Origin of the sequence: Cupriavidus sp. H18C2, assembly GCF_049393795.1 — a bacterium.
Taxonomy (GTDB): Bacteria; Pseudomonadota; Gammaproteobacteria; order Burkholderiales; family Burkholderiaceae; genus Cupriavidus; species Cupriavidus pauculus_C.
Genome location: NZ_CP186010.1, coordinates 1,002,683 through 1,028,615, shown reverse-complemented (window position 1 = coordinate 1,028,615; position 25,933 = coordinate 1,002,683). Strand labels below are relative to the sequence as shown.

Genomic DNA, 25,933 nt, shown 5'->3' with positions numbered 1-25,933 from the left:
GCGGTTTCCGGGTTTTGTGAAGGAAGAAGGCGCGATTGTACCCAAGCAGGGCGTCGCCGTAGACAGCCGGTTTGACGAAGCCGTTCAATTCCGTTCGTCGGCGGGCTCCAGCGGCGGCGTAGCACTGGCCCGCCGTGTGAGCCACAAGACACCCAGCACAATCAGCCCGCCGCCCACGGCCTGCGTCGGCCCGATGTGCTCGCCCAGCAGCAGAGCGGCCAGCACCACGGTCACCACGGGCTCCAGCGTCGACAGCATCGACGCCCGCGCCGCGCCCAGCTTCTGCAACCCGGCGAAAAACGTCAGGATGGCCAGCACCGTCGACACCAGCGCAATGGCCACCAGCGCCAGCCAGCCGCCGGCCGTGGCCGGGAACTGGGGCGGCACGCCGGCGCCGCTGCGCAGGATGCCCACCGTCACGTAGACCAGCGCGGCCGCCGTGCAGATCACCGTGGTCGTGGCGATGGCATTGACGCCGGCCGTCACCCGCGCGCCGACGACGATGTAGACCGAATAGATCACCGCCGCCGCCACGCCCAGCGCGATGCCGATCGGCTCGCCTTCGCCGCCGCCCACCGTCAGCCCCGCGCCGACCGAGCACAGCACCAGCGCGATCACGGCCGGCGTGGTCAGCGCCTCCTTCAGGAAGACCGCCGCCAGCAGCGTCACGAACAGCGGATAGAGATAGAGCAGCAGCGCCACGAGGCTGGCCTGGGCATGGTTCAGCGCGGTAAAGAAGCAGTACGACTGCCCGACGTAGCCGATGCCGCCCATCGCCGCCAGCGCCAGCACCCGGCGCCACGGCGGCAGTCGGATCCCGCGCGCGCGCATCACCAGCGCCATCGCCACCGCCGCCACCACGAACCGGACCGCCAGCAGGCCGTAGACATCGGCGCCGGCCGCATACGCAAAGCGGGCGAAGATGGCCATGGCGCCAAAGGCGCTGGCGGACAGCGCGATCAGCAGCACGCCCGCGAGCTTGTCGCGGGCCTGGCCACGGGTGGCGGCAACAGAGACGGTCATGGTGGCGGCAAGGGATCGAAACCTCGCATTCTACGCACGCGCCGGGCCCGGCCGGCAGCGCCCGGACCGCTGCACTACAATAGCGGCCATCATGTTCAATCCCTCAAGAGAAGAAGTCCGCCGGTTCTTCTGCGAAGCGTGGCAGAAGCGCGTTGCGGGCAGTGTCCTGACGCCGCTGGAGGCGATCGCGGTCGACTGGATCGACCAGCATCCCGAGTACCACGCGCAGCTTGACGACACCGAAGGCGCCCTGGCGCGCGACTACACGCCCGAGGCCGGCCAGACCAACCCGTTCCTGCACCTGGCGATGCACCTGTCGATCTCCGAACAGGTGTCGATCGACCAGCCGCCCGGCATCCGCGCCGCCTACGAGGCGCTGAGCCGCCGGCTCGACTCGCCGCACGCCGCCCAGCACGAGATCATGGAAGCGCTGGGCCAGATGCTCTGGAACGCACAGCGCACCGGCATGCCGCCCGACGGGCAGGCCTACGTCGACGATATCCAGCGCCGCGCCAAAGGCTGATTTGTCCGACGCACACTGACAAGCGGCGCGGGCGGCGCATGCTAATCTCTGCCGGTTGCCATTCCTTGCCACGCCTGCCCGTCTCGTCGGCGCCACCGGACCCCGCTCCGTGGATGCCGCGCGGCGCCGGCGTGCCGATGTCCCATGTCCTACCCTCTCTCCCCGCGCGCGGGCAGCCGCCGCGCCGCCGCGCTGTTGTCCGCGCTGACCGCCACCGCCGCGCTTGGCGCGCTGGCCATGCCGATGACCGCGCAGGCGGCCGTCTCGCTGCTGCAGCCGCCGCGCCAGATCGACGGCACCCGGCCGCTCACGCTGACGCTGCTGGCCACCGGTGACGAAGACCTGCGCCGCTACGCCGTGCCCGATACGCTCGAAGCCACGGTCTCGGGCGACCTTGCCGCGCCGGTGCGCGTCACGCTGCGGCGCGTTGGCAGCGGCCCGGCCATCCTGAACCTGCGGCGCGGCGAGAACCGCACCATCAGCTACACCGCCGAATGGCCCGCCACGCTGCGCGGCCTGGTGCGGATCGACGTCACCGGCATCGACGCCGCGCCGGTCCTGGTCACGCTGAACCGCGCGCCCGTACCGGGCGAGACCCCGGCCCGGCCGCCCGTGGTGGCGGCGGCACCGGCCGATGGCGCCACCGCGCCAGCCCCGGCGGCCAACCCGGCCGCCACGCCGGTCACGCCCATCGTCACCGCCGACGGCGGCGCCCCGCCGCCCGCCCCGGTCGACCTGCGCGACGCCCAGCGGCTGTCGTTCAACGAGCCGATGTACATCATGTTCGGCGGCCACAACGGCGCCAACGCCAAGTTCCAGATCAGCTTCAAGTACCGGATCTTCGAGGGCGAGGACCCCAAGTCAAAGTCGGTGCTGGACAACCTGTACTTCGCCTACACGCAGTTCTCGCTGTGGGACCTGGCCAGCGAATCGCGCCCGTTCAAGGACACGAACTACCGGCCCAGCCTGTACTACTACCTGTCGGACACGGGCGTGAAGAACAGCGTGATCAGCCGGATGTCGATCGCCACCGGCTTCGAGCACGAATCGAACGGCCGCGACGGCGACAACTCGCGCGCCGTCAACACGCTGTTCGTCAAGCCGACGATGTATTTCGGGGACCAGACCGACTTCCACTGGCGCGTGGCGCCCAAGCTGTACGCCTACGTGGGCAAGAGCGACAACGAGGACATCGCCCACTACCGGGGCTACATGGACCTGAACATCGCCTACGGCCGGCCCGATTCGTGGGAGGTGGCCGCCACGCTGCGCAAGGGCACGCGCAAGGGCTATGGCAGCGTCGACACGCAGCTCACCTACCCGCTGGCGCGGCTGCTGCCCGGCACGGCCGGCTACCTGATGGCCGGCTTCTTCTACGGCTACGGCGAGAGCCTGCTGTACTACAACCAGAAGACGCCGTGGCAGTTCCGCGTGGGCTACGCGCTGTCGCGCTGATCAGCCCGCCAGCGGCTTGCCCTCGGCCTTGAGCCGGGCGTTGGCCACCGCCGCCGCGAACTGGCCGTAGCCGTGCCAGCCCGTGGCGCGGCCCAGCCGCTTGCCGCGGTGGAAGAACATGAACACCGGAATGCCGTGCAGGCCGAAGCGGCGGCCCAGTTCGGGATGAGCGTAGACGTTGGTGTGCAGCCAGCGCAGGTTCAGCACGCGCAGCTTGTCCGGATCGGCCAGGATCGCCTTCTTGGCCATCTCGCAGTTGAAGCAGTCCACGCCCCAGAAGAACACGCAGACCAGGTCGTCGCCAGCGGACGCGATGGCCGGGTCGATGGTGGCCGGATCCACGGCCTGCATGGCCAGCGCGTCGAAGGCGCGGTGGTCCAGGTGCGGGGCGTCGCCCTGGGTGTCTGATGCGGTGTGCGATGCGTTGTCCGCCATGGCGGTATCTCCAGAAACGACGACGCCCGGGCAGCCTTGCGGCCCCCGGGCGTCGTACGAACCATTCACATCGTGCCGGTCAGCGCGGCGCCGAGACGGTCACCAGCGCCGGACGCAGCACGCGGTCGGCAATCGTGTAGCCCCGTTGCAGCACCGACACCACGGTGTTCGGCTCCTGCTCGGACGGCACCATCGAGATGGCCTGGTGGCGGTGCGGATCGAACTTCTCGCCCACCGGATTGACCTCGACGATCTTGCCGCGCTCGAAGGCGGCGGCCAGCTGGCGGGCGGTCAGCTCCACGCCCTCGCGCAGCTTCTTCAGGTCGCCGGTGTTGTCGGCCAGCGCGGCCTGCAGGCTGTCCATGACGGGCACGAGGTTGTCGGCAAAATTCTCGATCGCGAACTTGTGGGCCTTGGCCACTTCGTCCTGCGAGCGGCGGCGGATGTTCTCGCCTTCGGCCGTGGCGCGCAGGAACATGTCGTAGTGCTCCTTGGCCTTGGCTTCCAGCTCTGCCACCTGCTGGGTCAGGCGTGCGATCTCGTCAGCACCGGCGGCCGCAGCCTCGGGCGCCGGCGCAGCCGCGGCGGCATTGGCCGCCTGCTGCGGGTTCTGGTCTGGCGTCAGATTCTGTTCTTCCATGTCGATTCGTATCAAATAGCTAAAACCGCGGCCGCTTCAAGGCAACGACGTGGCCACGGGATGGATCGGATGCCAACCGGCAAGTCTAGCCGCAGATGGCGACACGATTCCACTTTTTCAAGGTGTGCGCGTTCAGGGACCCGGAAATACGCCGTTACAAAGGGGCGTTTCATGACATCTGGTGTTTATTGCTTTGCTGCAACGCAAACACTAAGATTCATAGCAGGAAAAATGACAAAAATAACGGGAGCAAGAAGGTGGATCATATTGGTGCATCTTTGGGACGCTTCACCATGCACAAGTTGCCGGTCGTGACGTTATGCCTGATTGCCGCGCTGTCGGCGATGACGGCCTTCATCTGCCTGTCAGAGGCGGTCGCCCCGCGCGATACCGAATATGGCAGCGGCAAGGCCGTGTTCAAGCACTACATCGTCCAGTACGTCCGCTGACCCCTCTTCATCCGCCAGCCGAGGCCAAGGGCTCCGGCTGGCCCGCCGCGTTTCCTTTCCTGCCTGATCAACTTCTGAAGTCGTCGATGCGGCGCCGGTCGCGCTTGGTCGGCCGGCCCTGCAACTGCGCGGCCGGCTCCGGCTGCAGGCGCCGCCGGTCGGCCTCCTGCTGGCGCCGGGCCTGGCTTTCGGGCGTTTCCGCGTAGGTCGTCTGGGCGATCGGCGCCGATCCGCGCGACGCCGGCACGCCCTTGACCACCACCTCCCAGCGCTGCTCGTGGGCGTCCAGCACCACCGTGTCGCCGGGCTTTACCTCGCGCGAATTCTTGACCGGCTGGCCGTTGACCGTCACCCGCCCGCGCTCCACCGCATCGGCCGCCAGCGAGCGCGTCTTGAAGAACCGCGCGCACCACAGCCACTTGTCGATCCGCATCCGCGCATCGGCGTCGAAATCCACTTGCATCGTGCTCTCCTTCCTGCCGCCGTCAGGCCGCCGCGCCGCGCGTCTGCGCCCGGGTCCGCCGTGCCTCCAGTTCATGTGGATGCGGCAGGTCCAGCGGCCAGCCCTGCAGATGCTGCAACGCGATGTCGGCCAGCCCGGCAATCCACGGCTCCGAATCATTCAGGCACGGAATGAAATGGAAATCCTGCCCGCCGGCCACGCGGAATTCGCTCTGGCCTTCCATGGCGATTTCCTCCAGCGTCTCGATGCAGTCGGCCGGAAAGCCGGGGCAGAACACGTCCACCCGCTGCGTGCCGACCTTGCCCAGTTCCACCAGCGTCGGCGCGGTATAGGGCTGCAGCCATTCGGCCTTGCCGAAACGCGACTGGAACGTCACCTGGTACTGGCCCGGCTGCAATCCCAGCGCCTCGCCCAGCAGCCGGCCCGTCTTCAGGCATTCGCAATGGTAGGGATCGCCCAGGTCCAGCAGCCTGCGCGGCAGGCCGTGGAAGGACAGGATCAGCCGGTCGCCGCGCGCAAGGTCGGGCAGGCCGTGCGCCGCCCAGTATTCCCGCACGCGGGCCGCCAGCGCCGCGATGTAGGCCGGGTGATCGTGGAAATGCTTGACCAGCCGCAGCTCCGGCTGGTTGCGCCAGCCGGCCAGCACGCGGAACAGTTCATCGAACGCGGTGGCCGTGGTCGTGCCCGAGAACTGCGGATACAGCGGCAGCACCAGCACGCGCTCGGTGCCCTGCCGGCGCAGCGCCTCCATGACCGAGTCGATCGACGGATTGCCGTAGCGCATGGCGCAGGCCACGGTCACGTCGTGGCCAAGCTTGTGCAGCAGCAACTGCAGCGCGTGGGCCTGGCGCTCGGTGTGCACCAGCAGTGGCGACCCCGTCATATGGGCCTCGCGCAGCCAGATCGACTCGTACTTCATGGCCGATGCCCGCGAGCGGAACGGCAGAATCACGCCGTGCAGAATCGGCAGCCACGCCAGCCGCGGGATTTCCACCACGCGCGGGTCGGACAGGAACGCCTTCAGGTAGCGACCCACCGCCTTGGGCGTGGGGGCGTCGGGGGTGCCGAGGTTGATCAGCAGGATTGCGGTGCGCGGCGGCTGGCCGTGCTGGTATGCCGGTTCAGGCGAAAACGTCATGGAGGTTCCGGGTCGGGTGCCGGGGCGCTGGCAACAAGTCGCATCATACGACGGGGGACGCACGCGGGCGGCCGCGAGGCGCCGCCTCGCAGGGTACAGACCCTGGCGGCGCGTCAGGAGTTCTGGCTCAGGGCGCTGGACAGCAGCCGGGCCGTGATGTCGACGATCGGGATCACCCGTTCGTAGGCCATGCGCGTGGGGCCGATCACGCCGAGCGTGCCGACGATCTGGCCATCCACCTCGTACGGCGCCGTGATCACGGCCATGTCCTCCAGCGGCACGAGCTGGCTTTCGCCGCCGATGAAGATCTGCACGCCCTGCGCGTGGCTGGATACGTCCAGCAGTTGCAGCAGGCTGGTCTTGTGCTCGAAGACATCGAACAGCCGGCGCAGCTTGTCCATGCTGGACGACAGGTCTTCCACCTCCAGCAGCCGCCGCTCGCCCGAGATGAACACCTGCTCGGTGTTGTCCTCGGCCATGGCGCTGCTGCCCGCTTCCACGGCGGCCTGCATCAGCGACGACATGTCGCGCCGCAGCGCCTGCAGCTCGCCGCGCAGGTGGTCGCGCACCGCGTCGAAGCTCATGCCCGCGTAGTGCGTGTTGAAGAAGTTGGCCGCCTCGATCAGCTGGGCCGGCGTGTAGGACAGCTCGGTCTGGATGATGCGGTTCTGGACGTCGCCCTCGGGGCTTACGATGATCAGCAGGATGCGCTTGTCCGACAACCGCATGAATTCCACCTGCCGGAACGCCTGCGCGCGCCGTGGCGTCATCACCACGCCCGCGAACCGCGACAGGTTCGACAGCGTGTGCGCCGCCGCCGTGATCATCCGCTGCGGCCCCAGTTGCTGGCTGGCCATCTGGCCCTGGATCTGGTCCTTGAGCCCGGCCAGCTCGGCGCTGAGCCCGGTCTGGCCCTCCAGCGGCCGCGCCGTGAGCATCGTGTCGACGAACAGCCGGTAGCCGCGCGGCGTGGGGATGCGGCCCGCCGACGTGTGCGGGCTGGCGATGAACCCCATCTCCTCGAGGTCGGACATCACATTGCGAATGGTCGCCGGCGACAGGTCCAGACCCGAGTACTTCGACAGGGTCCGCGAGCCCACCGGCTGCCCTTCGGCGATGTACCGCTCGATCAGGGTCTTGAGAAGGGTTTTCGAACGTTCGTCCATGATGCATCGGATTTTAATCAAAACTGGCCCGTTCGGGCGCCGGCCGCACCGATCCTGCCGATGCTGGCAATGGTCATGCCGGTATGGTCTAATCCCGCCATGTCTGCCCCCTCCAAGCCCAGCGCCACGCGCGCGCCGTTCAAGACCGTCGCCCTGGTGGGCAGGCATTCGACCGCCGGTATCGAAGGCCCGCTGGAGGAACTGGCGTCCTGCATCTCCCGCAACGGCCAGGACGTGGTGTTCGAGCGCGAGACCGCCGCGGCCACCGGCCTGACCGGCTACCCGGTGCTGACGCCCGAGGAAATCGGCCGCGAGGCCGACGTGGCCGTGGTGCTTGGCGGCGACGGCACGCTGCTGGGCCTGGCCCGCCAGCTTGCCGGCCACGACGTGCCGGTGATCGGCGTGAACCACGGCCGGCTGGGCTTCATGACCGACATCCCGCTCGAAGACGTCACCCGCACGCTGCCCGAGATGCTGGCCGGCCGCTACGAGGCCGAGACCCGCATGCTGCTGGAATCGCGCGTGATCCGCGACGATGGGGTGATTTTCTCGGCGTTGGCGTTCAACGACGTGGTCGTCAACCGGTCCGGCATCTCGGGCATGGTCGAACTGGCCGTATCGGTGGACGGCTACTTCATGTACAACCAGCGGTCCGACGGCCTGATCGTCTCCACGCCCACCGGCTCCACCGCCTACGCGCTGGCCGCCGGCGGGCCGATCCTGCATCCCACGCTGTCCGGCCTGGTGCTGGTGCCGATTGCCCCGCACGCGCTGTCCAACCGCCCGATCGTGCTGCCGCACGACGCGGAGGTGACGATCGAGGTGGCCAGCGCGCGCGATGTCAGCGTCAACTTCGACATGCAGTCGCTGGCGTCGCTGCTGCCGGGCGACCGCATCGTGGTGCGCCGCTCGGCCAAGACCGTCAACCTGCTGCATCCGGTGGGCTACAACTACTACGCCACGCTGCGCAAGAAGCTGCACTGGCACGAGTACCCCACCGAAGACAACCGGCTCTGAGCCGCCCGTATCCAATCCCTCCGCCTGACGCCCCGGTCCAAGATGCTGCGCAGCCTGTCCATCCGCGATTTCGTCATCGTCGATACGCTCGACCTCGACTTCACCGGCGGCTTCACCGTCTTCACCGGCGAGACCGGCGCGGGCAAGTCGATCCTGATCGACGCGCTGGCACTGGTGCTGGGCGAGCGCGCCGATGCCGGCGTGGTCCGTGAAGGCGCGGCCCGGGCCGGCATCAGCGCCACGTTCCACACCCATGCCGCGCTCGACGCCTGGCTGGCCGACCGCGAACTGGCCGGCGACGACGACACCGTGCTGCTGCGCCGGACCGTCGACGCGTCGGGCCGCAGCAAGGCGTTCATCAACGGCGCCGCCGCCACGCTGGCCCAGTTGCGCGAGGTGGGCGACCAGCTCGTCGACATCCACGGCCAGCACGCGCACCAGCAATTGCTGCGCCCGGACGCCCAGCGCCAGCTGTTCGACGCCCACGCCGGGCTGACCGAGCAGGCCGGCGCCGTGGCCGAGGCGTGGCGCGCGTGGCGGGCCTGCGTCAAGCAGCGCGAGGCCGTGGAGCACCAGTCGCGCGAGATGCAGCTCGAACGCGAGCGGCTGGAATGGCAGGTGGGCGAACTCGACAAGCTGGCCCCGCAGCCGGGCGAGTGGGACGAGATCCAGTCCGAATACAACCGGCTGTCGCATGCCGCCGGCCTGATCGACGGCAGCCGCGCCGCGCTGGACGCGCTGTCCGAAGCCGACGGCGCCGTGGCGTCGGTGCTGAACGGCGTGGTGCACCGGCTGCAGCAACTGGCCGATGTCGACCCGGCGCTGCGCGACGTGCTGGCGGCGCTGGAACCGGCGCTGGTGCAGGTCGAGGAAGCCGCGCATTCGCTGAACCGCTACGTCGACCGGCTCGAACTTGATCCCGAGCGGCTGCAGGCCGTGGAGGAACGGATGCAGGCGCTGCACGCCACGGCGCGCAAGTACCGCCTGCCGCCCGAGCAGCTGGCCGACGAACTGCTGGCACGCCGGCAGCAGCTCGACGACCTGCAGGCCGCGCAGGACATCAACAAGGTGCTGGCCCGCGAGGCCGCATCGCGCGCCGCCTACCTGACGCTGGCCCAGCACCTGTCGGCCGCGCGCAAGGTGGCCGCCGACGCGCTGTCGGCCGCCGTGACCGACGCCATGCAGGGCCTGTCGATGGCCGGCGGGGCGTTCGCGGTGGCGCTGCACCCGCTGGACGAAGGCCAGAGCCACGGGCTCGAACAGGTGGAATTCCTCGTGGCCGGCCATGCCGGCGTGAGCCCGCGCCCGCTGGCGCGCGTGGCCTCCGGCGGCGAACTGGCGCGGATCAGCCTGGCGATCTCGGTGATCACCAGCGAGGCCGCGCCCACGCCGACGCTGATCTTCGACGAGGTGGATACCGGCATCGGCGGCGCGGTGGCCGAGGTGGTGGGCCGCCGGCTGCAGGAACTGGGCCGGTCGCGCCAGGTGCTGTGCGTGACCCACCTGCCCCAGGTGGCCGCGCAGGCCGGCACGCACCTGCTGGTCAGCAAGGAAAGCAAGGCCGACAAGTCGGGCGCCGTGACGCGCTCCCGCATCCGCGTGCTCGACGTCGAAGGCCGCGTCAGCGAGACGGCGCGGATGCTCGGCGGCGCCACGGTGACTGCCACAACCATGCAACATGCCGAGGAGATGCTGGCCCAGGGGCTGGCCCAGGGCGCCCGCACGGCGGCCCAGGCCGCCAATGCGCCGCGCGACGGCGGCGGCCGCAAGCCGCGCCGCGCGGCGGGCTGACGCCATGCCACGGCGATCCGGAAACAGGAGTTTGAAACCGATGACACATGGCAAGCTGCCATTGCCCCGCCCCCACTGCCTGCGCCGCCTGCAGCCGCTGCACCCGGGCGTGCGCCGCGCCGCCGCCACTGTGCTGGCCGCGGTGGCGCTGACCGCGCTGAGCGCGGTGTCCGGCTGCGCGTCGGAGTCGAAATCGTTCGCGCCGCCGCGCGGCAGCATCACCGACGACCGCGCCATCGGCGACATCCTCGTCCAGTTCGCGCCGCCCGAGGTGACGGTGTCCGAGGATGCCGGCAAGCTGCTGGCCGCCATCCCCGGCCCGGTGCGCTACGTGGTCAAGCGGCCGATGTCGGGCGGCACGTGGCTGGTCACCGCCATCACGGCATCGGCCGACGTGACGCTGGACCAGGCCGTGGCAACGCTGCAGGCCGCGCCGCGCGTGACCTCGGCCACGCCGGACCGCCTGCTGCGGCCCCATCGCGACCGCCCGGTCAGCCGGGACATGCCCAAGCCGTAGACGGCGGGCTGACCTGACCGGAGGCACCAACCCGAGACATTGAGCGCCGAGAGATCGCCCAGACGAAGTCCGATTCACCGTTCGCCGTAGCAACCGCATCACCAGAACTCCACAGGAGCAGAGATGCCGCGCCCCCAGATGAATCCCCGCCACCGGTCCCGGCTGCCCGCGCTGCTGGCCGTCGTCGGCTCGTTGCTGAGCCTGGCCCCCGCCGCGCAGGCGGACACCACGCCCACCGCGCGCCCGGCGCCGGTCTACACCGGCAACTACATCGTGCGCTGGCGCGACGGCGGCCAGTCGCTCGATACCGACGCCAGCGCCACGCGCATGAAGCGGGTGGCATCGAACACGGGCCTGTCGCTGTCGGTCAAGCGGCCGATGGCCGGCACCATGGACCTCGTCACGGTCAAGGATAGCCGCGGCGAGACCCCCGACGCCGTGGCAAAACGGCTGCGCGACGACCCGCGCGTGGCCGACGCCGTGCCCGACCGCTGGCTGCGGCTGCACGACACGGTGCCCAACGACACTGAATTTGCCAACCAGGTCTATATGAATGCGCCCGCCACCGTGGTCGGCGGCGCCAACCTGCCGCGCGCGTGGGACCGCTCGCGCGGCAGCACCGGCATCGTGATCGCCGTGGTCGACACGGGCTACCTGCCGCACCCTGACCTGGCGCCCCGGCTTGTGGCCGGCTACGACTTCATCTCGACGACCACGGTTTCAGCCGATGGCGACGGCCGCGACGATAAGCCCACGGACGATGGCGACTACGTGCCGGCCGGCACGACCTGCCCGGACGGCAGCGGCGCCACCAACAGCACCTGGCATGGCACGCGCGTGGCGAGCGTGCTGGGCGCGGCGACCAACAACGTGTCGGGCATCGCCGGCGTCGACTGGAGCGCGCGGATTCAGCCGGTGCGCGTATCGGGCCGCTGCGGCGCGCTGCTGTCGGACACCGTCGACGGCATGCGCTGGGCCGGCGGCCTGGCCGTGCCGGGCGTGCCGAACAACGCCACGCCAGCGCGTGTAGTCAACGTCAGCCTGGGCGGCGGCACCTGCTCGACCATCGAGCAGCAGGCCGTCAACGACCTGAACGCGGCGGGCGTGATCGTCGTGGCCGCGGCCGGCAACTCGGCCGGCGCGGTCGAGGCCCCGGCCGACTGCTCGGGCGTGATCGCCGTGACGGCCCACGCCAACGACGGCGAGAACGCCAGCTTTGCCAACGTGGGCCCGCAGGTGGCACTGAGCGCGCCGGGCGGCGGCTGCGGCAACTCGAAGGTCATCGTCAACAACAACGTGGCCACCGGCTGCACGGGCGGCCAGTCGTCCATCCGCACGCTGACCAACGCAGGCGCCGCCAGCCCCACCACCTACGGCATCGTCGGCTCGCAGGGCACCAGCTTTGCCGCGCCGATGGTATCGGGCGTGGTGTCGCTGATGCTGTCGCTCAACCCGGCGCTGTCGCCGGCGCAGGTCACGCAGGTGCTCAAGGCCACGGCTCGACCGCATCCGGCCGGCACCTATTGCACAGCGAGCGGCAACACGGGGAAGTGCGGCGCCGGCCTGCTCGACGCCGACCAGGCACTGGCGGCGGCACCGAACCCGGCCACCGCCGGCGCAGCCCCCGGATCGACCGGGTCGTCGGCCGCCGCCGACAGCGGCGGTGACGGCGGCGGCGGCGCATTCGCGCCGTGGAGCGCGGTGCTGCTGCTGGGGATTGGCTTGGCGGGATTTGTGACGCGGCGGCGGGGGTAGTCTGGGGGGCTGCGGCGTGAACACGTCGCGGCTCGACGGCTGGCCCTCACCCCCAACCCCTCTCCCGCAAGCGGGAGAGGGGAGCAAGACCGTGGGATCGGGCAATTCCTCAAGTACAGATTGTTGTCTCCCCCTCTCCCGCATCGCGGGAGAGGGGCCGGGGGTGAGGGCCGGCGCCCCATCCCCTGTCAACGCATCAATCCCGCCGCCCCCGCTGCCCCCACCACTCCTGCAGCAGCCAGCAAGCCAGCCCCGCCACCGCCCCCGCCGCATGGGCGCTGCGCACGACGCCGAAGCCCCATGACGGGTCGAAAACGATGGCCGCGAGCCACGACTGTTCGATCCACACCTTGCCCAGCACGATCACGCACGTAACCACGCCGATCAGCCGTGACCAGCCGGGCACGGGCAGCAGCCGCAGCGCTGTCCACAGCGCCAGGCCGTGGGCGGCGCCGGACAGTCCGCCGTACCAGCCGACCGCCGGCATCCGCAGCAGCGCCACCTGCGCGGCCACGCCGCAGATCAGCAGCACCGTCACCATCTCGCGCACGCGCGTCACGCGGCCGGCCAGCAGCAGCAGCCCGGCCGTCGCGGCCACGTCGGCCAGGTAGTGTTGCCAGCCCAGGTGGACCCACATCGCCGTGACCAGCCGCCACCACTGGTGGTCCAGCCGCACGGCGTCGCGCACGTACAGGCCGTGCGCATGCATCCATGGGACGAACGAAAACAGCGCGGCCATCGCCGCCATGCCGGCCACCGTGGCCAGCATGGCCGGCCAGCCGGGCAGGCGCGCCAGCGGCAGGACGGCGGGCACAGGTTCGGGCGGTCGCTCTGGCGGCACGACGGGTGGCACGACGGGCGGCAACACGGGCACGGCGCGCGTCACCCCTGCCCGAACACGGCGTGCCAGAGCGCGCGCACCGATGCGGCCTGCTCGGCCACGCTGTCCGGCGCCACGCGCGCCTGGTCCTGGCCGTCCAGCCGCAGCTTGTGCTGGCGCGCGCGGAACAGCCGGTAGGCGTCGCCGACGGCCAGCCCCAGCCCGGCGTCGATCAGGTTCAGCACGCCAGCCATCCGCAGCAGCGCGATGTTGCCCGCGTTGCGCGTCAGCTCCGGGTGGGCGCCGCTGTGCAGCAGTACCAGGTACTGCACCGTGAACTCGATGTCGACCATGCCGCCCCGGTCGTGCTTGAGATCGAACAGCGCGGTCGGGTTCGGATGCCCCTCCGCCACCTTGGCCCGCATCTGGGCGATTTCCTCGCGCAGCGCCACGGCGTCGCGCGGCTGGCGCAGGATCTCGTCGCGCAGGTCCTCGAACCGGTTGCCGATCTCGCGGTCGCCGGCGCAGAAGCGCGCGCGTGTGAGCGCCTGGTGCTCCCAGACCCACGCCGTGTTGTCGCCCTCGCGCAGCTGGTAGCGGCGGAACGCGTCGAAGCTGGTCACCAGCAGCCCGGCCGCGCCATTGGGCCGCAGCCGCGTGTCCACGTCGAACAGCATGCCGGCCGCCGTATGGCTCGTGAGCCAGGTGATCAGCCGGCGCGCATAGGCGGCGTAGACGTCGGGCGCCCGCTCGTGGTCGTCGTCGTAGAGAAAGATCAGGTCCAGGTCCGACGCGTAGCCCAGTTCCTTGCCGCCCAGCCGGCCATAGGCGATCACCGCGAAGCGCGGCGTCTCGCAGTGGCGCGTGGCCAGCTGGCGCCAGACCGCCTGCATCGTGACTTCCAGCATCGCGTCCGCCAGGTCCGACAGGCGGTCGGCCACCTGCTCGACGGTCAGCATGCCTTGCAGGTCCTGCAGCAGAATGCGGAAGATCTCGGCATGGTGCTCGCGGCGCAGGATGTCCATCTGCGTCTCGACCTGCCCGTCCGACGCCTGCAGCCGCTCCGCCAGCCGCTGGCGGAAGCCGGGCCAGTCAGGCGCGCTGGCCAGCGCGTCGCTGTCCAGCAGTTCGTCCAGCAGTTGCGGATGGCGCGTCAGGTAGGTGGCCGCCCAGCGCGACGCGTGCAGCGTCTGCGCCACGCGGTCCATGGCCTGCGGATACTCGGACAGCAGCGACAGGTACGACGCGCGCCGGCTGATCGCATCCAGGAAGTCCAGGAAGCGGGCGATGGTGGCGTCGGCGTCGTCCTGGCGCGCGGCCAGGTCCAGCGCGCGGTTGACCAGCTGGTCGAAGCGCCCACGACTGGTTTCCGACAGCGCGCGGTAGCGCAGCGACGTGCCGATGGCGCGCAGGCGGTCGTACAGGCCGGTGCAGTCGGCAAACCCGGCGGCTTGCAGCGCCTGGCACGGCGACGACTGCGGATCGGTCTCGTCCTCGTCGCCGGGGTTGGCCTGCGTGGCGCGCGACGCCATCTCCTCGCGCACCAGCGCCGGCCAGAGCGGCTCGCTTTGCCCCGACTCGCCATCGGCGAACGGATCGGCAAAGGTGGCCTCGAACTGCTGCGCCACCGGCGCCATCAGCGCCGACATCTGCGCGGCCAGCGCGTCCCAGTCGGCGCAGCCCATCATCTCGGCCACGGCCTGGCGCTCGTCGTCGGACGTCGGCAGGTGGTGCGTCTGGGCGTCGTCGCGGTACTGCAGCCGGTGTTCCAGTTGCCGCAGGAAGCGGTAGGCATCGGCCAGTTGCTCGGCCTGGCCGGCTGGCAGCAGGTTGCGCGCCACGGCCACGTCCAGCACTTCCAGCGTGGGCCGCACGCGCAGCGCGGGGTCCTGGCCGCCGCGGATCAGCTGGAATACCTGCGCCATGAACTCGATCTCGCGGATGCCGCCGCGCCCGAGCTTGATATTGAACGAGCGCTGGTTCACGCCGTGCCCGGCCAGCCCGCCGCTGCGCTTGGCCGCTTCCGCGCGGATCTGCGCGTGCAGCGAGCGGATGGCGGCAATCACGCCATAGTCCAGGTAGCGGCGGAACACGAACGGCGTGGTCATGCGGCCCAGCAGCGCGGCGGCGCGCTGGGCGTGCGGCGTGTCGACGGCCGACACCACACGGCCCTTGATCCAGGCGTAGCGCTCCCATTCGCGGCCCTGCACCACCAGGTATTCCTCCAGCATGCCGAAGCTGCAGACCAGCGGGCCGGCATCGCCATTTGGCCGCAGCCGCATGTCCACGCGGAACACGTAGCCGTCGCCGGTGACCTCGGACAGCAGCGTGATCAGCCGCCGGCCCAGCCGGATGAAGTATTCGTGGTTCGACAGGCTGCGCGACCCGCCCTGGGTGTCGCCGTCCTCGTCATACAGAAAGATCAGGTCGATGTCGGACGACACGTTCAGCTCGCGCCCGCCGAGCTTGCCCATGCCCACCACCACCAGTTCCTGCACCTCGCCGCCCTGCGCGCCCGTGGGGCGGCCATAGGTGGCGGCCAGGTCGTCGCCCAGCACGCGCAGGCCGTACTGGATGGCCAGTTCGGCCAGGTCGGTCATCGCGCCGGTGATCTCGGCCAGCGTGGCCAGCCCGCGCAGGTCGCGCTCGATGACCGTGCACATCACCTCGGCGCGCAGCCGGCGCAGCGCCTGGCCGGCGGCGGCCTCGGCGTCGGCCGACGGCGCGTGCAGCGCCTGCAGGCGCGCTTCCATCCAGTCGCGGGTGATGGGGCCCACGGCGGCGTCCGCCACGATGGCCGGCAGCCCGGGCCGCGCGGCCAGCACGCGGCGCGCGTAATGCGAGTACGCCGCCGAGTACAATGTGTGGCCCTCGCAGTCGGCGGGGGTCAGTCCCTGCGCCGTCATCGTGGCAAAGGCCCCGTGGGCCATGTTGCCGAGCGGTCCGGCGGCGCCCGCCGAGGCTGGCAGCGAAGTGGTGCCGGCGCCATCCATCGGGTGCTGCGGGCCGGTCGATGCCGGGGCAGTGCCCGCGGCGGAACTCGTCGGATCAGGGACAGTCATTCCAGTTACGTTGCAATTGGGCAGGCGCCGGGGAACCGCCGTGGCGCTTGCACGCACCACTTTGGAGAGCGGCTAGTATTGTCGGATAATCTGCGCATGTCCAGCCGCTCCACCGCCCCCGACGACGGTTCCACAGCCCCACGCGCGGGCGGTGACCGCGCCGCGTCGGCCGCCGCTTCCGTCGCGCCCCCGGTGGCCGCTTCCCAAGTCCCGCATCCGCACGTCCCCGGCCGTGGCCGCCGGGCGCTGGCGCACGTCCGGCGCTGGCCGCGCGCCGTCTGGGACGGCCTGGGCACGCTGGCGCGGCATCCCGCCTGGCGGCGGCTCTGGCGCATGCTCGCCCGCATCGTCGCGGTGCTGGCCGCGCTGGCCGTCGTCGCCGTCCTGCTGATCCGCTTCGTGCTCTGGCCACAGGCCCATGCCGCGCGGCAGTGGCTGGAACGCCAGGGTTCGGCCGCGCTGTCGGCCCAGCTCACGATCGGCCAGCTCGACACCTACTGGGACGGCTGGCATCCCGCGTTCCGCGCCAGCAACGTGCAGGCCGTGGACGACCAGCGCCGCATGCTGCTGTCGACGGCCACGCTGGAAGGCCGGCTGTCGTGGCAGTCGGTGCCCGCGCTGGCGCTGCAGTTCGCCAGCCTGACCGCCGACCGCGCCGACGTGCTGGTGCGCCGCACGCCGGCCGGCCGGGTGCTGGTGGCCGGCATGCCGATCGAGGCGTCGCAGCAGTCAACCGACAACGACCCATTCCTGAACTGGCTGCTGTCACAGGGCCGCATCGAACTCAAGAGCGGCAACCTGCGCTGGCTCGACGAGAAAGCCGGCCTGCCACAGCTTGAAGTGGCCGACATCCACTTCCTGGCCAGCCGCCACGGCGCCCAGCACACGGTGCGGCTCGATGCCAGCAGCACGTCGCTGGCGCCCCAGCCGCTGGTATTCCAGGCCAGCCTGCGGCACGACTACCTGTACGGCGCCGGCAACTGGCAGCACTGGACCGGCCAGGCCAACTGGGCCTTCAACCAGTTGCAGCTGCCCGTGGTGCAGCGCTACCTGGCCATCTTCGATCGCGTCGACAGCGGCGTGTTCAGCACCGACGGCACCATCGACTTCCGCGGCGGCCACGTGCTGCGCAGCCAGACCCGGCTGCGCGCCAGCGGCGTGGACCTGCGGCTGACCGGCGCGCCGGAGCCGCTGAAGCTGGCCAACGCGCAGGCGCTGCTGCTGCACAAGGGCGACCGCAACGGCAACCATTCGCTGACCATCGACACGCTGCTGTGGCAGGCCGAGCCCCAGGCCGGCCCGCCGTCCGCCACCGATCCGTCGTGGCGCGAAGGCATGCGCAAGGTGACCATGGACTGGGCGCGCGACAACGACGGCCAGCTCCGCAAGTTCGCGCTGCGGGCGCCGACGTTCGACCTGAACACGGTGCGCGCGCTGGCCACGTCGCTGCCGATCGACACGGCCGTGCTGCGCCAGCTACGCGCGCTGCAGCCGGCCGGCCATATCGACAACCTCGACGTGGCATGGGCCCGCGAGCGCGCCGGGCTGCTGGCGCGCGCGCCCGGCACGCCGCACTACACGGTGCAGGGCACGCTGCGCGGCGTATCGGTCAACAGCCAACCGGCCGTGCCGGCCGTGGGCCCCGACGGCAAGCCGCACACCGGCACGCCCGGCTTTACCCGGCTGTCCGGCAATTTCAGCTTCGATGACCGCCAGGGCAGCGCGCGCGTGGACAGCACCGGCGCCACGCTGAGCTTTCCGGGCGTGTTCGACGACCCGCTGGTGCCGTTCGACGAACTGCGCGGCGAGGTGCGCTGGCGCCGCGACAACGGCAAGCTCTTGGTCACCACCGACGGCATCCGCTTTGCCAATGCCGACACGGCCGGCACCGTGCGCGGCAACTGGCGCGAGGGCGGCGACGGCCACAGCGGCATCGCCGACCTGTCCGGCGAGCTGGACCGCGCGCTGGCGCACCGCGTGCCGCGCTACCTGCCGTCGACGATGCCGGCCACGCGCCACTACCTGGAAGGCGCGCTGGTGGGCGGCGAAGCCTACAACGTCAAGTTCCTGGTCAAGGGCGACCTGTACCACTTTCCGTTCCACCCGCCGTTCGCCAAGGCCGGCGACTTCCGCGTGGAAGTGCCGATCCGCAACGTCAGCTACCAGATCGCCCCGCACGAGACCGGCCCCAACGTGGGCGGCGCGGCCAATGGCACCGGCAACGGCAACGGCAATGGCACACCCGGCATGGCGTGGCCCGATTTCACCGACATCTCCGGCACGCTGCTGTTCGAGCGCAGCACGATGTCGTTCCAGGCAAAGCAGGCCGGCGTGCGCGGCATCCCCGGCATCGTGTTGCGCGACGTCAACGGCCAGATCGACGACCTGAGCGACCACGGCCACCTGATGGTCGATGGCGGCGCCACCGGGCCCGTGCAGGGCTTCCTGCGCTACGTCGCGGCCACCCCGGTCAAGGGCTGGACCGGCAACGTCACCGAAGCCGCGCACGCGCCCGGCCAGGGCGAGCTGCGGCTCAAGCTGGACCTGCCGCTGAGCCACGCGGCGGGCGCGAAGGTCAACGGCGAGTTCCGCTTTCCCGGCAACGACGTGACGCTGATGCCCGAGCTGCCCACGCTGTTCGGCGCCACCGGCGCGGTGGCCTTCGACGAGCATGGCTTCCAGCTCCACAACGTGCGGGGCCGCTTTGTCGGCGGCGAGACGCGCATCACGGGCGGCACCCAGCCGGACGGCACGACGCGCGTGGCGATTGGCGGCACGGCCACGGCGCAGGGCCTGCGCGATGCGCTAGGCGCCGGCGCCGGCGCCGGCGGGCTGGGCGCCCGGATCGACGGCACCACGCCCTACACGGCCGTGGTGGGCGTGCGCGACAAGCGCCTGCAGGTGCAGGTGGCGTCCGACCTCAACGGGCTGGCGCTGAACCTGCCCGCCCCGCTGGGCAAGCCGGCCGGGCAGGACCTGCCGCTGCGTTTCGACCTGCGGCCATCGGCCAGCCGGCCCGCGCTGGACGACATGACGATCCAGGCCGGCAACGTCGCCAGCGTGCGCTACGTGCTGCGCCGGGGCGAGACGACCGACGTGGTGTCGGGCGGCATCGGCATCGGCCAGCCCGCGCCGCAGCCGGCCAGCGGCGTGACCGCCGCGATCACGGCCGACAAGCTCGACCTCGACGGCTGGCGCATGGTGCTCGACACGGGTTCGGGCGAGCGCAAGCCTGCCGATACGGTCGACCGCTCGTCGCCGTTCCTGCCCGAGCGCGTGGGCGTGCGCGCGCGGACGCTGGACGCGTTCGGCCGCAGCCTGGACGACGTGTCGATCGACGCCGCCCGCGAGGCCGCCGGCTGGAACCTGCAGATGGCGTCGCGCCAGATCACCGGCAACGGCCAGTGGCGCCGCGACAGCAGCAACCCGACCGGCGCGCTGACGGTGCGGCTGTCGCACCTGGACATCCCCGAGGCCACCGACGACGGCCATGCGGCCGAGGCCATCACGCGCAGCGTCGAGGAAATGCCGGCGCTGGACCTGGTGGTCGACCGCTTCGTGCTGCACGGCCGCGACTTCGGCAAGCTGGCGGTCAAGGCCCACACCAGCCACACCGACAACCAGCCGGTCTGGACGCTGGACAGCCTGAGCATCGAGCAGCCCGGCGCCACGCTGACCGGCAGCGGTAGCTGGCGCCTGCCGCGCCGGCTGCGCGAGGCCGCCGCGCAGGGCAATGTGTCGCCCACGGAAGGCCGCCGCACGCTGCTGAACTTCAAGCTCGACATCCGCAACGCCGGCGACGTGCTGGACCGCTTTGGCCTGCCGCACACCGTGCGCGACGGCAACGGCGCGCTGGAAGGCCGCATCGCGTGGCGCGGGTCGCCCATGTCGATCGACTACCCGACGCTGTCCGGCCGGCTGAACCTGAAGCTGGAAAACGGCCAGATCCTCAGCGTGGAGCCGGGCGCCGCGCGGCTGCTGGGCGTGCTGAGCCTGCAGAGCCTGCTGCGCTTTGCCACGCTGGACTTCCGGTCGCTGTCGAGCAAGGGCCTGGTGTTCGACGACATCAGCGGGTCGGGCACGATCGAGAACGGCGTGGGCAAGATCGACGAGTTCCGCTTCAAGAGCAGCCAGGTGATGGCGTCGATGACCGGCACGGCCGACCTGCTGCGCGAGACGCAGGACGTGCAGGTGGACGTGGTGCCGCGCATCAACGCCACCACCACGTCGGTGGCGGCCGCGTTCATCAACCCGGTGCTCGGCATCGGCACGCTGGCCGCGCAGTTGCTGTTCGCCGACGAGTTCTCGAAGGTGTTCACCCAGCACTACCACGTGAGCGGATCGTGGGCCGACCCCAAGGTCAGCAAAGTGGAGGACAATAAGTCGCGCCCGGCGCCGGTGCAGGACCGCTCCAGCGTGTTCCCGCGCTGATCGCCCCGCCCCCGCGCCCCCGCCCCACCCGCCGAGAAAGGAAGCCACGATGACCGCAGCCCATCCGTTCCGCGTCGCCGCCATCCAGACCGTGACGGGCACGTCGCTCGACGACAACCTCGCGCGCGCCGACGCGCTGATCGCCGATGCCGCGCGCGGCGGCGCCGAGCTGGTGCTGCTGCCCGAGTACTTCTGCATGATGGGCCGGCATGAATCGGACAAGGTGGCCATCCGCGAGCGCGACGGCGACGGGCCCGTGCAGCGCTTTCTGGCCGACGCGGCCCGCCGGCACCGGCTCTGGCTGGTGGGCGGCACGCTGCCGATGTGGTGCGGCGACGACAACCGCGTCTACAACAGTTCGCTGGCATTCGACCCGCACGGCGAGCGTGTGGCCCGCTACGACAAGATCCACCTGTTCGGCTTTACCAAGGGCGAGGAAAACTTCGACGAATCGCGCACCATCCTGGCCGGCAAGACGCCCGTGACGTTCGAGGCGCCCTGCGGCCGCGTGGCGATGTCGGTCTGCTACGACCTGCGCTTTCCCGAGCTGTACCGGGGGCTGGCGCGCGGCGCCAACGGCGTGAGCTTGATTCTGATGCCGGCCGCCTTCACCTACACCACCGGGCAGGCCCACTGGGAAATCCTGCTGCGCGCCCGCGCCATCGAGAACCAGTGTTATGTGCTGGCGGCGGCACAGGGCGGGCGGCACGAGAATGGCCGGCGCACCTGGGGCCATTCGATGCTGGTGGACCCATGGGGCGAGCTGATGGGCGTGCTGCCCGAGGGCGAGGGCGTGGTGTCGGGCCTGGTGGACCCGGCGCGGCTGGCCGAGGTGCGTCAGAACCTGCCGGCGCTGCGGCATCGCGTGCTGTAGCATGCAGGGCATTACCGTTTGCTTTTCGCCATGGCCGCGCGCCGTGGCGCTTCAAGACCAAGGACAATCATGAACGCCGGAGATCTCGGAATTCGCAACCTGGCCACGGCGCAAGAGCTGCTGCTGGCGCCCTACGGCCTGGACGAGGCGGCGCTCCAGCGCGTGCTGGCCGACGTCTTCACGCACAAGGTGGACTACGCCGACCTGTACTTCCAGCACACGCGCAACGAGGCGTGGAGCCTGGAGGAAGGCATCGTCAAGTCGGGCAGCTTCAGCATCGACCAGGGCGTGGGTGTGCGCGCCGTGTCGGGCGACCGCACCGCGTTTGCCTATTCCGACGACATCAGCCTGGCCGCGCTGTCGCAGGCCGCGGCGGCCACCCGCACGATCGGCCGCGCCGGCAGCGGGCGCGTCAAGGTGGCCAGCGCGATGGCGTCGCAGGGCGGGCGCAGCCTGTACGCCCCGAACGATCCGCTGGATTCGATGACGGCCACCGAGAAGGTGGCGCTGCTGGAAAAGATCGAGAAGATGGCCCGCGCCAAGGACCCGCGCGTGGTGCAGGTCATGGCCGGGCTGGCCGGCGAGTACGACGTGGTGCTGGTGGCGCGCAGCGACGGCATCATCGCCGCCGACGTCCGCCCGCTGGTGCGCGTGTCGGTGACGGTCATCGCCGAGCAGAACGGCCGGCGCGAGATTGGCTCGTCGGGCGGCGGCGGCCGCTACGCCTACGGCTACTTCACCGACGACCTGCTGCGCAAGTACGTGGACGAAGCCGTGGCATCGGCGCTGGTCAACCTGGAGGCGCGCCCCGCCCCGGCCGGCGCGATGACCGTGGTGCTGGGCCCGGGCTGGCCCGGCGTGCTGCTGCACGAGGCGGTGGGCCACGGCCTGGAGGGGGATTTCAACCGCAAGGGTTCGTCGGCGTTCGCCGGCCGCATGGGCGAGCGCGTGGCCGCCAAGGGCGTGACCGTGGTGGACGACGGCACGATCGAGAACCGCCGCGGATCGCTGAACCTTGACGACGAGGGCAACCCGACCCAGTGCACGACGCTGATCGAGGACGGCATCCTGACCGGCTACATCCAGGACACGCTCAACGCGCGCCTGATGAAGATGCCGGTCACCGGCAACGCCCGCCGCGAAAGCTACGCCGCGCTGCCGATGCCGCGCATGACCAACACGTACATGCTCAACGGCGACCGCGACCCGCAGGAAATCATCGCCAGCGTCAAGCGCGGCCTCTACGCCGTGAACTTCGGCGGCGGCCAGGTGGACATCACCAACGGCAAGTTCGTGTTCTCGGCCAGCGAGGCGTACATGATCGAGGACGGCAAGATCACGTACCCGGTCAAGGGGGCCACGCTGGTGGGCAACGGCCCGGAATCGCTCAAGGACGTGACGATGATCGGCAACGACATGCGCCTGGACTCGGGCGTGGGCGTCTGCGGCAAGGAAGGCCAGAGCGTACCCGTGGGCGTGGGCCAGCCGACGCTGCGCATCGAAAACATGACGGTCGGCGGCACGGCCTGATGGATGGATCGGCCAATCGACACACGATTGGTTTTCTCCCCTCTCCCGCGCGCGGGAGAGGGGCTGGGGGAGAGGGCAAGCGGTTCAAACTGCCGCCATGGCATCCTGATGCGCCGGGCCTCTCCCCCGACCCCTCTCCCGCCTTGCGGGAGAGGGGAGCCCCCCAGCACTCCCTCCCTACGGCCTCACCTCATACACCAGATTGAACGGCGTCTGCGCCGCGCGGCGAAAGCTGCCGAAGCCCCCCTGCTCGGTCACGCCGCGCATGCGGGCCTCGCCGGCCTGGGCGCCCAGGCACATCGCGCCGTCCTGCGCCCGCGATCCCGGCGTGCAGATGAACGTCGACGCCGAATAGAACACGCGGCCGACGGGATTCAGGTTGTCCTGCAGGCTGTCGTTGGCAAACGGTTCCACGATCATCCAGCAGCCGTCGGGCTTCAGCGTCTCGCGGACGTGGCGCGCCGCGCCCACGGGGTCGCCCATGTCGTGCAGGCAGTCGAACACGGCCACGAGGTCGTAGTCGCGGCCCGGGTAGTCCTTGGCCGATGCCACCTCGAACTGCACGCGGTCGGCCACGCCGGCGCGGCGGGCGGCCTCGGTGGCGTAGCGGATCGACGGCTCGTGGTAGTCGAAGCCGCGGAACGTGGCGTGCGGGAACGCCTGGGCCATGATGATGGTCGACGCGCCGTGGCCGCAGCCGACGTCGGCCACCACGGCCCCGGCCGCGAGCCGGGCCGCCATGCCTTCGAGCGCCGGAATCCATTCGCTGACCAGATGCGCGGCATAGCCGGGCCGGAAGAACCGCTCGGTGCCGTGGAACAGCGCCGGATCGTGCTCGTGCCAGCCCAGGCCGCGGCCGCTGCGGAAGATCTCGATCATGCGCGGGATGGCCCGGAACTGCGCCACCGCAATCTGGAACGCGCCCGGGATGAAGGCCGGGCTGCCTTCCTGGGCCAGCGCGAACGCCTGTTCCTCGGTCAGCGAGAACTGGTCGGTCGCCGGGTCGTACTCCACGTAGCCGCTCGCGGCCTGGGCGGACAGCCACTCGCGCACGTAGCGCCCGTCGGTCCGGGTCTTGGCGGCCAGCGTGTCGCTGGTCATCGGTTTTTCGGCCAGCGCCTTGTACAGGCCCAGCTCGTCACCCACCACCACGGTGGCCGCGTGCATCACGGCCCCGATGTCATGCACGAACTTCTCCATAAAGGCATTCAGCCTTGCTTCATCGACTGACATGATCGGCACCTCCGCCTGCTGATTATTGTTCGCCGCCCCTTCGTACCAGGGCTTGCCTTTGTAATATAGGCAGCCGGAATATCCTGCATCGGCTTAAAACTGTTGCGGTTGCCGCTTGCAAGGCCCCGGGAAAAGCGCTATAAAGATGCTTCGTTGTCGCACGGGCGGCGACCGCGCCCGCAGAATCTGCAGGCAGCGGCGCAATAAAATGCCACGCCACCCCGCGCCGCAGCATTAATTTCACGCCTCGGCGTCAAACCGACACAAGCTCGCTACAGCCAGACCGTTTCCCGCCATGTCCGCCAAGTTTTACTTTTACTTCTTTTGGCATCTCACACCGCTGGCGGATAGAGAGGGACGGCTGTAGGCAGACCCCGAATGCAAGAGAAACCGCCAGCGACCCTGGCGGTTTTTTTATGTCCGCCACGACCGCGACGCACCATCCCAACAGAATCAAGACCTCACAAGACCCGGAGCCATCATGCTGAAGAACACCGACGACCTGCGTATTCGAGAACTCAAGGAACTGCTGCCCCCGGCGCACCTGATCCGCGAGTTCGCCTGCTCGGAAGCCGCGTCCGACGTGATCTATGGCGCCCGCCAGGCCATGCACCGCATCCTGCACGGCATGGATGACCGGCTGATCGTGATCATCGGGCCGTGCTCGATCCACGACACCCGCGCGGCGCTGGAATACGCCAAGCTGCTCAAGGTGCAGCGCGAGCGGTTCGCCGGCGAGCTGGAGGTCGTGATGCGGGTCTATTTCGAAAAGCCGCGCACCACGGTGGGCTGGAAGGGCCTGATCAACGACCCGCACATGGATGGCAGCTTCAAGATCAACGACGGCCTGCGCACGGCCCGCGAACTGCTGCTGAACATCAGCGAGATGGGCGTGCCCACCGGCACCGAGTACCTGGACATGATCAGCCCGCAATACATTGCCGACCTGGTGAGCTGGGGCGCCATCGGGGCGCGCACGACCGAGTCGCAGGTGCACCGCGAGCTGGCGTCGGGGCTGTCCTGCCCGGTCGGCTTCAAGAACGGCACGGACGGCAACGTGAAGATCGCGGTCGACGCCATCAAGGCCGCGTCGCAGCCGCACCATTTCCTCTCGGTGACCAAGGGCGGCCATTCGGCCATCGTGTCGACGGCGGGCAACGAGGACTGCCACATCATCCTGCGCGGCGGCAAGGCGCCGAACTACGACGCCGCGAGCGTGCAGGAAGCCTGCGACGCCATCGCCAAGGCCGGCCTGGCCGCCCGCCTGATGATCGATGCCTCGCACGCCAACAGCAGCAAGAAGCACGAGAACCAGTTGCCGGTGTGCCAGGACATCGGCAACCAGATCGCCGGCGGCGACCAGCGCATCGTCGGCGTCATGGTGGAATCGCACCTCGTGGCCGGCCGCCAGGACCATGTGCAGGGCACGCCCGTGGAGAACCTGACCTACGGCCAGTCCGTGACCGACGCCTGCATCGGCTGGGACGATTCGATCGGGATCCTGGAAACGCTGGCCAACGCGGTCAAGCAGCGCCGGCTCGTGTCGGGCAGCGGCAACTGAGCCTGGCCCCGGACACGAAAACGCCGACCCACGGGTCGGCGTTTTTCATG

At 70.1% G+C, this 25,933-nt stretch carries 20 protein-coding genes; 11 read left to right on the top strand and 9 right to left on the bottom strand.

All coding sequences use genetic code 11. The annotated features are described in order from the left end of the window. Positions 1-84: 84 nt before the first annotated feature. Positions 85-1,023 (bottom strand): DMT family transporter, encoded by a 939-nt coding sequence (locus EPAKOI_RS04910; protein ID WP_423193113.1) that lies wholly within the window; start codon positions 1,021-1,023, stop codon positions 85-87. Between the two features lie 91 nt (positions 1,024-1,114). Between EPAKOI_RS04910 and EPAKOI_RS04905 the strand changes: the two genes are divergently transcribed. Next, the gene (locus EPAKOI_RS04905; RefSeq protein WP_423193112.1) at positions 1,115-1,546 is read left to right on the top strand and encodes a DUF1841 family protein; all 432 of its coding nucleotides are present in this window, start codon (positions 1,115-1,117) and stop codon (positions 1,544-1,546) included. A gap of 144 nt (positions 1,547-1,690) precedes the next feature. Further along, positions 1,691-3,001, top strand: coding sequence for a phospholipase A (locus EPAKOI_RS04900; protein ID WP_423193111.1), 1,311 nt, complete (start codon positions 1,691-1,693; stop codon positions 2,999-3,001). Here EPAKOI_RS04900 and EPAKOI_RS04895 read toward each other — a convergent pair whose 3' ends face one another. Continuing rightward, the gene (locus EPAKOI_RS04895; protein WP_124684798.1) at positions 3,002-3,436 is read right to left on the bottom strand and encodes a thioredoxin family protein; all 435 of its coding nucleotides are present in this window, start codon (positions 3,434-3,436) and stop codon (positions 3,002-3,004) included. Between the two features lie 79 nt (positions 3,437-3,515). Continuing rightward, positions 3,516-4,076: a nucleotide exchange factor GrpE gene (gene grpE / locus EPAKOI_RS04890; RefSeq protein ID WP_124684799.1), complete on the bottom strand. Its 561-nt coding sequence runs from the start codon at positions 4,074-4,076 to the stop codon at positions 3,516-3,518. A gap of 95 nt (positions 4,077-4,171) precedes the next feature. Between grpE and EPAKOI_RS04885 the strand changes: the two genes are divergently transcribed. Further along, a complete protein-coding gene (locus EPAKOI_RS04885) occupies positions 4,172-4,525 on the top strand; it encodes a hypothetical protein (RefSeq protein ID WP_423193536.1) in 354 nt (117 codons plus the stop codon). A 67-nt stretch (positions 4,526-4,592) separates the two neighbouring features. Here EPAKOI_RS04885 and EPAKOI_RS04880 read toward each other — a convergent pair whose 3' ends face one another. The 3 genes from EPAKOI_RS04880 to hrcA all read right to left on the bottom strand — a co-directional run bounded on the left by EPAKOI_RS04880 (position 4,593) and on the right by hrcA (position 7,292). Further along, complete coding sequence (locus EPAKOI_RS04880) at positions 4,593-4,988, bottom strand: RNA-binding S4 domain-containing protein (RefSeq protein WP_124684800.1); 396 nt, start codon at positions 4,986-4,988, stop codon at positions 4,593-4,595. 22 nt (positions 4,989-5,010) lie between these two features. Then, positions 5,011-6,126 carry a ferrochelatase gene (hemH, locus tag EPAKOI_RS04875; protein WP_423193110.1) on the bottom strand — a complete coding sequence of 372 codons (1,116 nt, stop codon included), beginning with the start codon at positions 6,124-6,126 and terminating at the stop codon, positions 5,011-5,013. 113 nt (positions 6,127-6,239) lie between these two features. Continuing rightward, positions 6,240-7,292: a heat-inducible transcriptional repressor HrcA gene (gene hrcA, locus EPAKOI_RS04870; protein ID WP_124684802.1), complete on the bottom strand. Its 1,053-nt coding sequence runs from the start codon at positions 7,290-7,292 to the stop codon at positions 6,240-6,242. A gap of 99 nt (positions 7,293-7,391) precedes the next feature. Between hrcA and EPAKOI_RS04865 the strand changes: the two genes are divergently transcribed. The 4 genes from EPAKOI_RS04865 to mprA all read left to right on the top strand — a co-directional run bounded on the left by EPAKOI_RS04865 (position 7,392) and on the right by mprA (position 12,372). Further along, on the top strand, positions 7,392-8,309 hold the full coding sequence (locus EPAKOI_RS04865) for an NAD kinase (RefSeq protein WP_124684803.1): 918 nt from the start codon (positions 7,392-7,394) through the stop codon (positions 8,307-8,309). Positions 8,310-8,351: 42 nt separating this feature from the next. After that, positions 8,352-10,100, top strand: coding sequence for a DNA repair protein RecN (gene recN, locus EPAKOI_RS04860; protein ID WP_423193109.1), 1,749 nt, complete (start codon positions 8,352-8,354; stop codon positions 10,098-10,100). Positions 10,101-10,140: 40 nt separating this feature from the next. After that, positions 10,141-10,617: a hypothetical protein gene (locus EPAKOI_RS04855; RefSeq protein ID WP_423193108.1), complete on the top strand. Its 477-nt coding sequence runs from the start codon at positions 10,141-10,143 to the stop codon at positions 10,615-10,617. 123 nt (positions 10,618-10,740) lie between these two features. After that, on the top strand, positions 10,741-12,372 hold the full coding sequence (mprA, locus tag EPAKOI_RS04850; RefSeq protein WP_423193107.1) for an MprA protease, GlyGly-CTERM protein-sorting domain-containing form: 1,632 nt from the start codon (positions 10,741-10,743) through the stop codon (positions 12,370-12,372). A gap of 196 nt (positions 12,373-12,568) precedes the next feature. On the opposite strand, the gene rrtA is transcribed toward mprA, so the two are convergent. After that, the gene (gene rrtA, locus EPAKOI_RS04845) at positions 12,569-13,141 is read right to left on the bottom strand and encodes a rhombosortase (RefSeq protein WP_423193482.1); all 573 of its coding nucleotides are present in this window, start codon (positions 13,139-13,141) and stop codon (positions 12,569-12,571) included. Positions 13,142-13,254: 113 nt separating this feature from the next. Beyond that, positions 13,255-16,254, bottom strand: a complete 3,000-nt coding sequence (glnE, locus tag EPAKOI_RS04840) for a bifunctional [glutamate--ammonia ligase]-adenylyl-L-tyrosine phosphorylase/[glutamate--ammonia-ligase] adenylyltransferase (RefSeq protein WP_423193106.1) — start codon at positions 16,252-16,254, stop codon at positions 13,255-13,257. 96 nt (positions 16,255-16,350) lie between these two features. Here glnE and EPAKOI_RS04835 point away from each other — a divergent pair, with 96 nt between their 5' ends. From EPAKOI_RS04835 to tldD, 3 genes are all read left to right on the top strand, one after another. Beyond that, positions 16,351-20,685 (top strand): YhdP family protein, encoded by a 4,335-nt coding sequence (locus EPAKOI_RS04835; protein ID WP_423193105.1) that lies wholly within the window; start codon positions 16,351-16,353, stop codon positions 20,683-20,685. A 49-nt stretch (positions 20,686-20,734) separates the two neighbouring features. Then, positions 20,735-21,559, top strand: a complete 825-nt coding sequence (locus tag EPAKOI_RS04830) for a carbon-nitrogen hydrolase family protein (protein WP_124684807.1) — start codon at positions 20,735-20,737, stop codon at positions 21,557-21,559. Positions 21,560-21,628: 69 nt separating this feature from the next. Further along, on the top strand, positions 21,629-23,089 hold the full coding sequence (gene tldD, locus EPAKOI_RS04825) for a metalloprotease TldD (protein ID WP_124684808.1): 1,461 nt from the start codon (positions 21,629-21,631) through the stop codon (positions 23,087-23,089). Positions 23,090-23,266: 177 nt separating this feature from the next. Here tldD and EPAKOI_RS04820 read toward each other — a convergent pair whose 3' ends face one another. Then, positions 23,267-24,322, bottom strand: coding sequence for a class I SAM-dependent methyltransferase (locus tag EPAKOI_RS04820; RefSeq protein WP_423193104.1), 1,056 nt, complete (start codon positions 24,320-24,322; stop codon positions 23,267-23,269). 481 nt (positions 24,323-24,803) lie between these two features. Between EPAKOI_RS04820 and aroG the strand changes: the two genes are divergently transcribed. Continuing rightward, the gene (aroG, locus tag EPAKOI_RS04815) at positions 24,804-25,883 is read left to right on the top strand and encodes a 3-deoxy-7-phosphoheptulonate synthase AroG (protein WP_172966084.1); all 1,080 of its coding nucleotides are present in this window, start codon (positions 24,804-24,806) and stop codon (positions 25,881-25,883) included. The last annotated feature ends 50 nt before the right edge of the window (positions 25,884-25,933 follow it).

Bases quoted from the DNA above. Each gene is read 5' to 3' on its own strand.
- EPAKOI_RS04910 (WP_423193113.1), bottom strand. From the start codon at position 1,023: ATGACCGTCTCTGTTGCCGCCACCCGTGGCCAGGCCCGCGACAAGCTC.
- EPAKOI_RS04905 (WP_423193112.1), top strand. From the start codon at position 1,115: ATGTTCAATCCCTCAAGAGAAGAAGTCCGCCGGTTCTTCTGCGAAGCG.
- EPAKOI_RS04900 (WP_423193111.1), top strand. From the start codon at position 1,691: ATGTCCTACCCTCTCTCCCCGCGCGCGGGCAGCCGCCGCGCCGCCGCG.
- EPAKOI_RS04895 (WP_124684798.1), bottom strand. From the start codon at position 3,436: ATGGCGGACAACGCATCGCACACCGCATCAGACACCCAGGGCGACGCC.
- grpE (WP_124684799.1), bottom strand. From the start codon at position 4,076: ATGGAAGAACAGAATCTGACGCCAGACCAGAACCCGCAGCAGGCGGCC.
- EPAKOI_RS04885 (WP_423193536.1), top strand. From the start codon at position 4,172: ATGGCGACACGATTCCACTTTTTCAAGGTGTGCGCGTTCAGGGACCCG.
- EPAKOI_RS04880 (WP_124684800.1), bottom strand. From the start codon at position 4,988: ATGCAAGTGGATTTCGACGCCGATGCGCGGATGCGGATCGACAAGTGG.
- hemH (WP_423193110.1), bottom strand. From the start codon at position 6,126: ATGACGTTTTCGCCTGAACCGGCATACCAGCACGGCCAGCCGCCGCGC.
- hrcA (WP_124684802.1), bottom strand. From the start codon at position 7,292: ATGGACGAACGTTCGAAAACCCTTCTCAAGACCCTGATCGAGCGGTAC.
- EPAKOI_RS04865 (WP_124684803.1), top strand. From the start codon at position 7,392: ATGTCTGCCCCCTCCAAGCCCAGCGCCACGCGCGCGCCGTTCAAGACC.
- recN (WP_423193109.1), top strand. From the start codon at position 8,352: ATGCTGCGCAGCCTGTCCATCCGCGATTTCGTCATCGTCGATACGCTC.
- EPAKOI_RS04855 (WP_423193108.1), top strand. From the start codon at position 10,141: ATGACACATGGCAAGCTGCCATTGCCCCGCCCCCACTGCCTGCGCCGC.
- mprA (WP_423193107.1), top strand. From the start codon at position 10,741: ATGCCGCGCCCCCAGATGAATCCCCGCCACCGGTCCCGGCTGCCCGCG.
- rrtA (WP_423193482.1), bottom strand. From the start codon at position 13,141: ATGCTGGCCACGGTGGCCGGCATGGCGGCGATGGCCGCGCTGTTTTCG.
- glnE (WP_423193106.1), bottom strand. From the start codon at position 16,254: ATGACTGTCCCTGATCCGACGAGTTCCGCCGCGGGCACTGCCCCGGCA.
- EPAKOI_RS04835 (WP_423193105.1), top strand. From the start codon at position 16,351: ATGTCCAGCCGCTCCACCGCCCCCGACGACGGTTCCACAGCCCCACGC.
- EPAKOI_RS04830 (WP_124684807.1), top strand. From the start codon at position 20,735: ATGACCGCAGCCCATCCGTTCCGCGTCGCCGCCATCCAGACCGTGACG.
- tldD (WP_124684808.1), top strand. From the start codon at position 21,629: ATGAACGCCGGAGATCTCGGAATTCGCAACCTGGCCACGGCGCAAGAG.
- EPAKOI_RS04820 (WP_423193104.1), bottom strand. From the start codon at position 24,322: ATGTCAGTCGATGAAGCAAGGCTGAATGCCTTTATGGAGAAGTTCGTG.
- aroG (WP_172966084.1), top strand. From the start codon at position 24,804: ATGCTGAAGAACACCGACGACCTGCGTATTCGAGAACTCAAGGAACTG.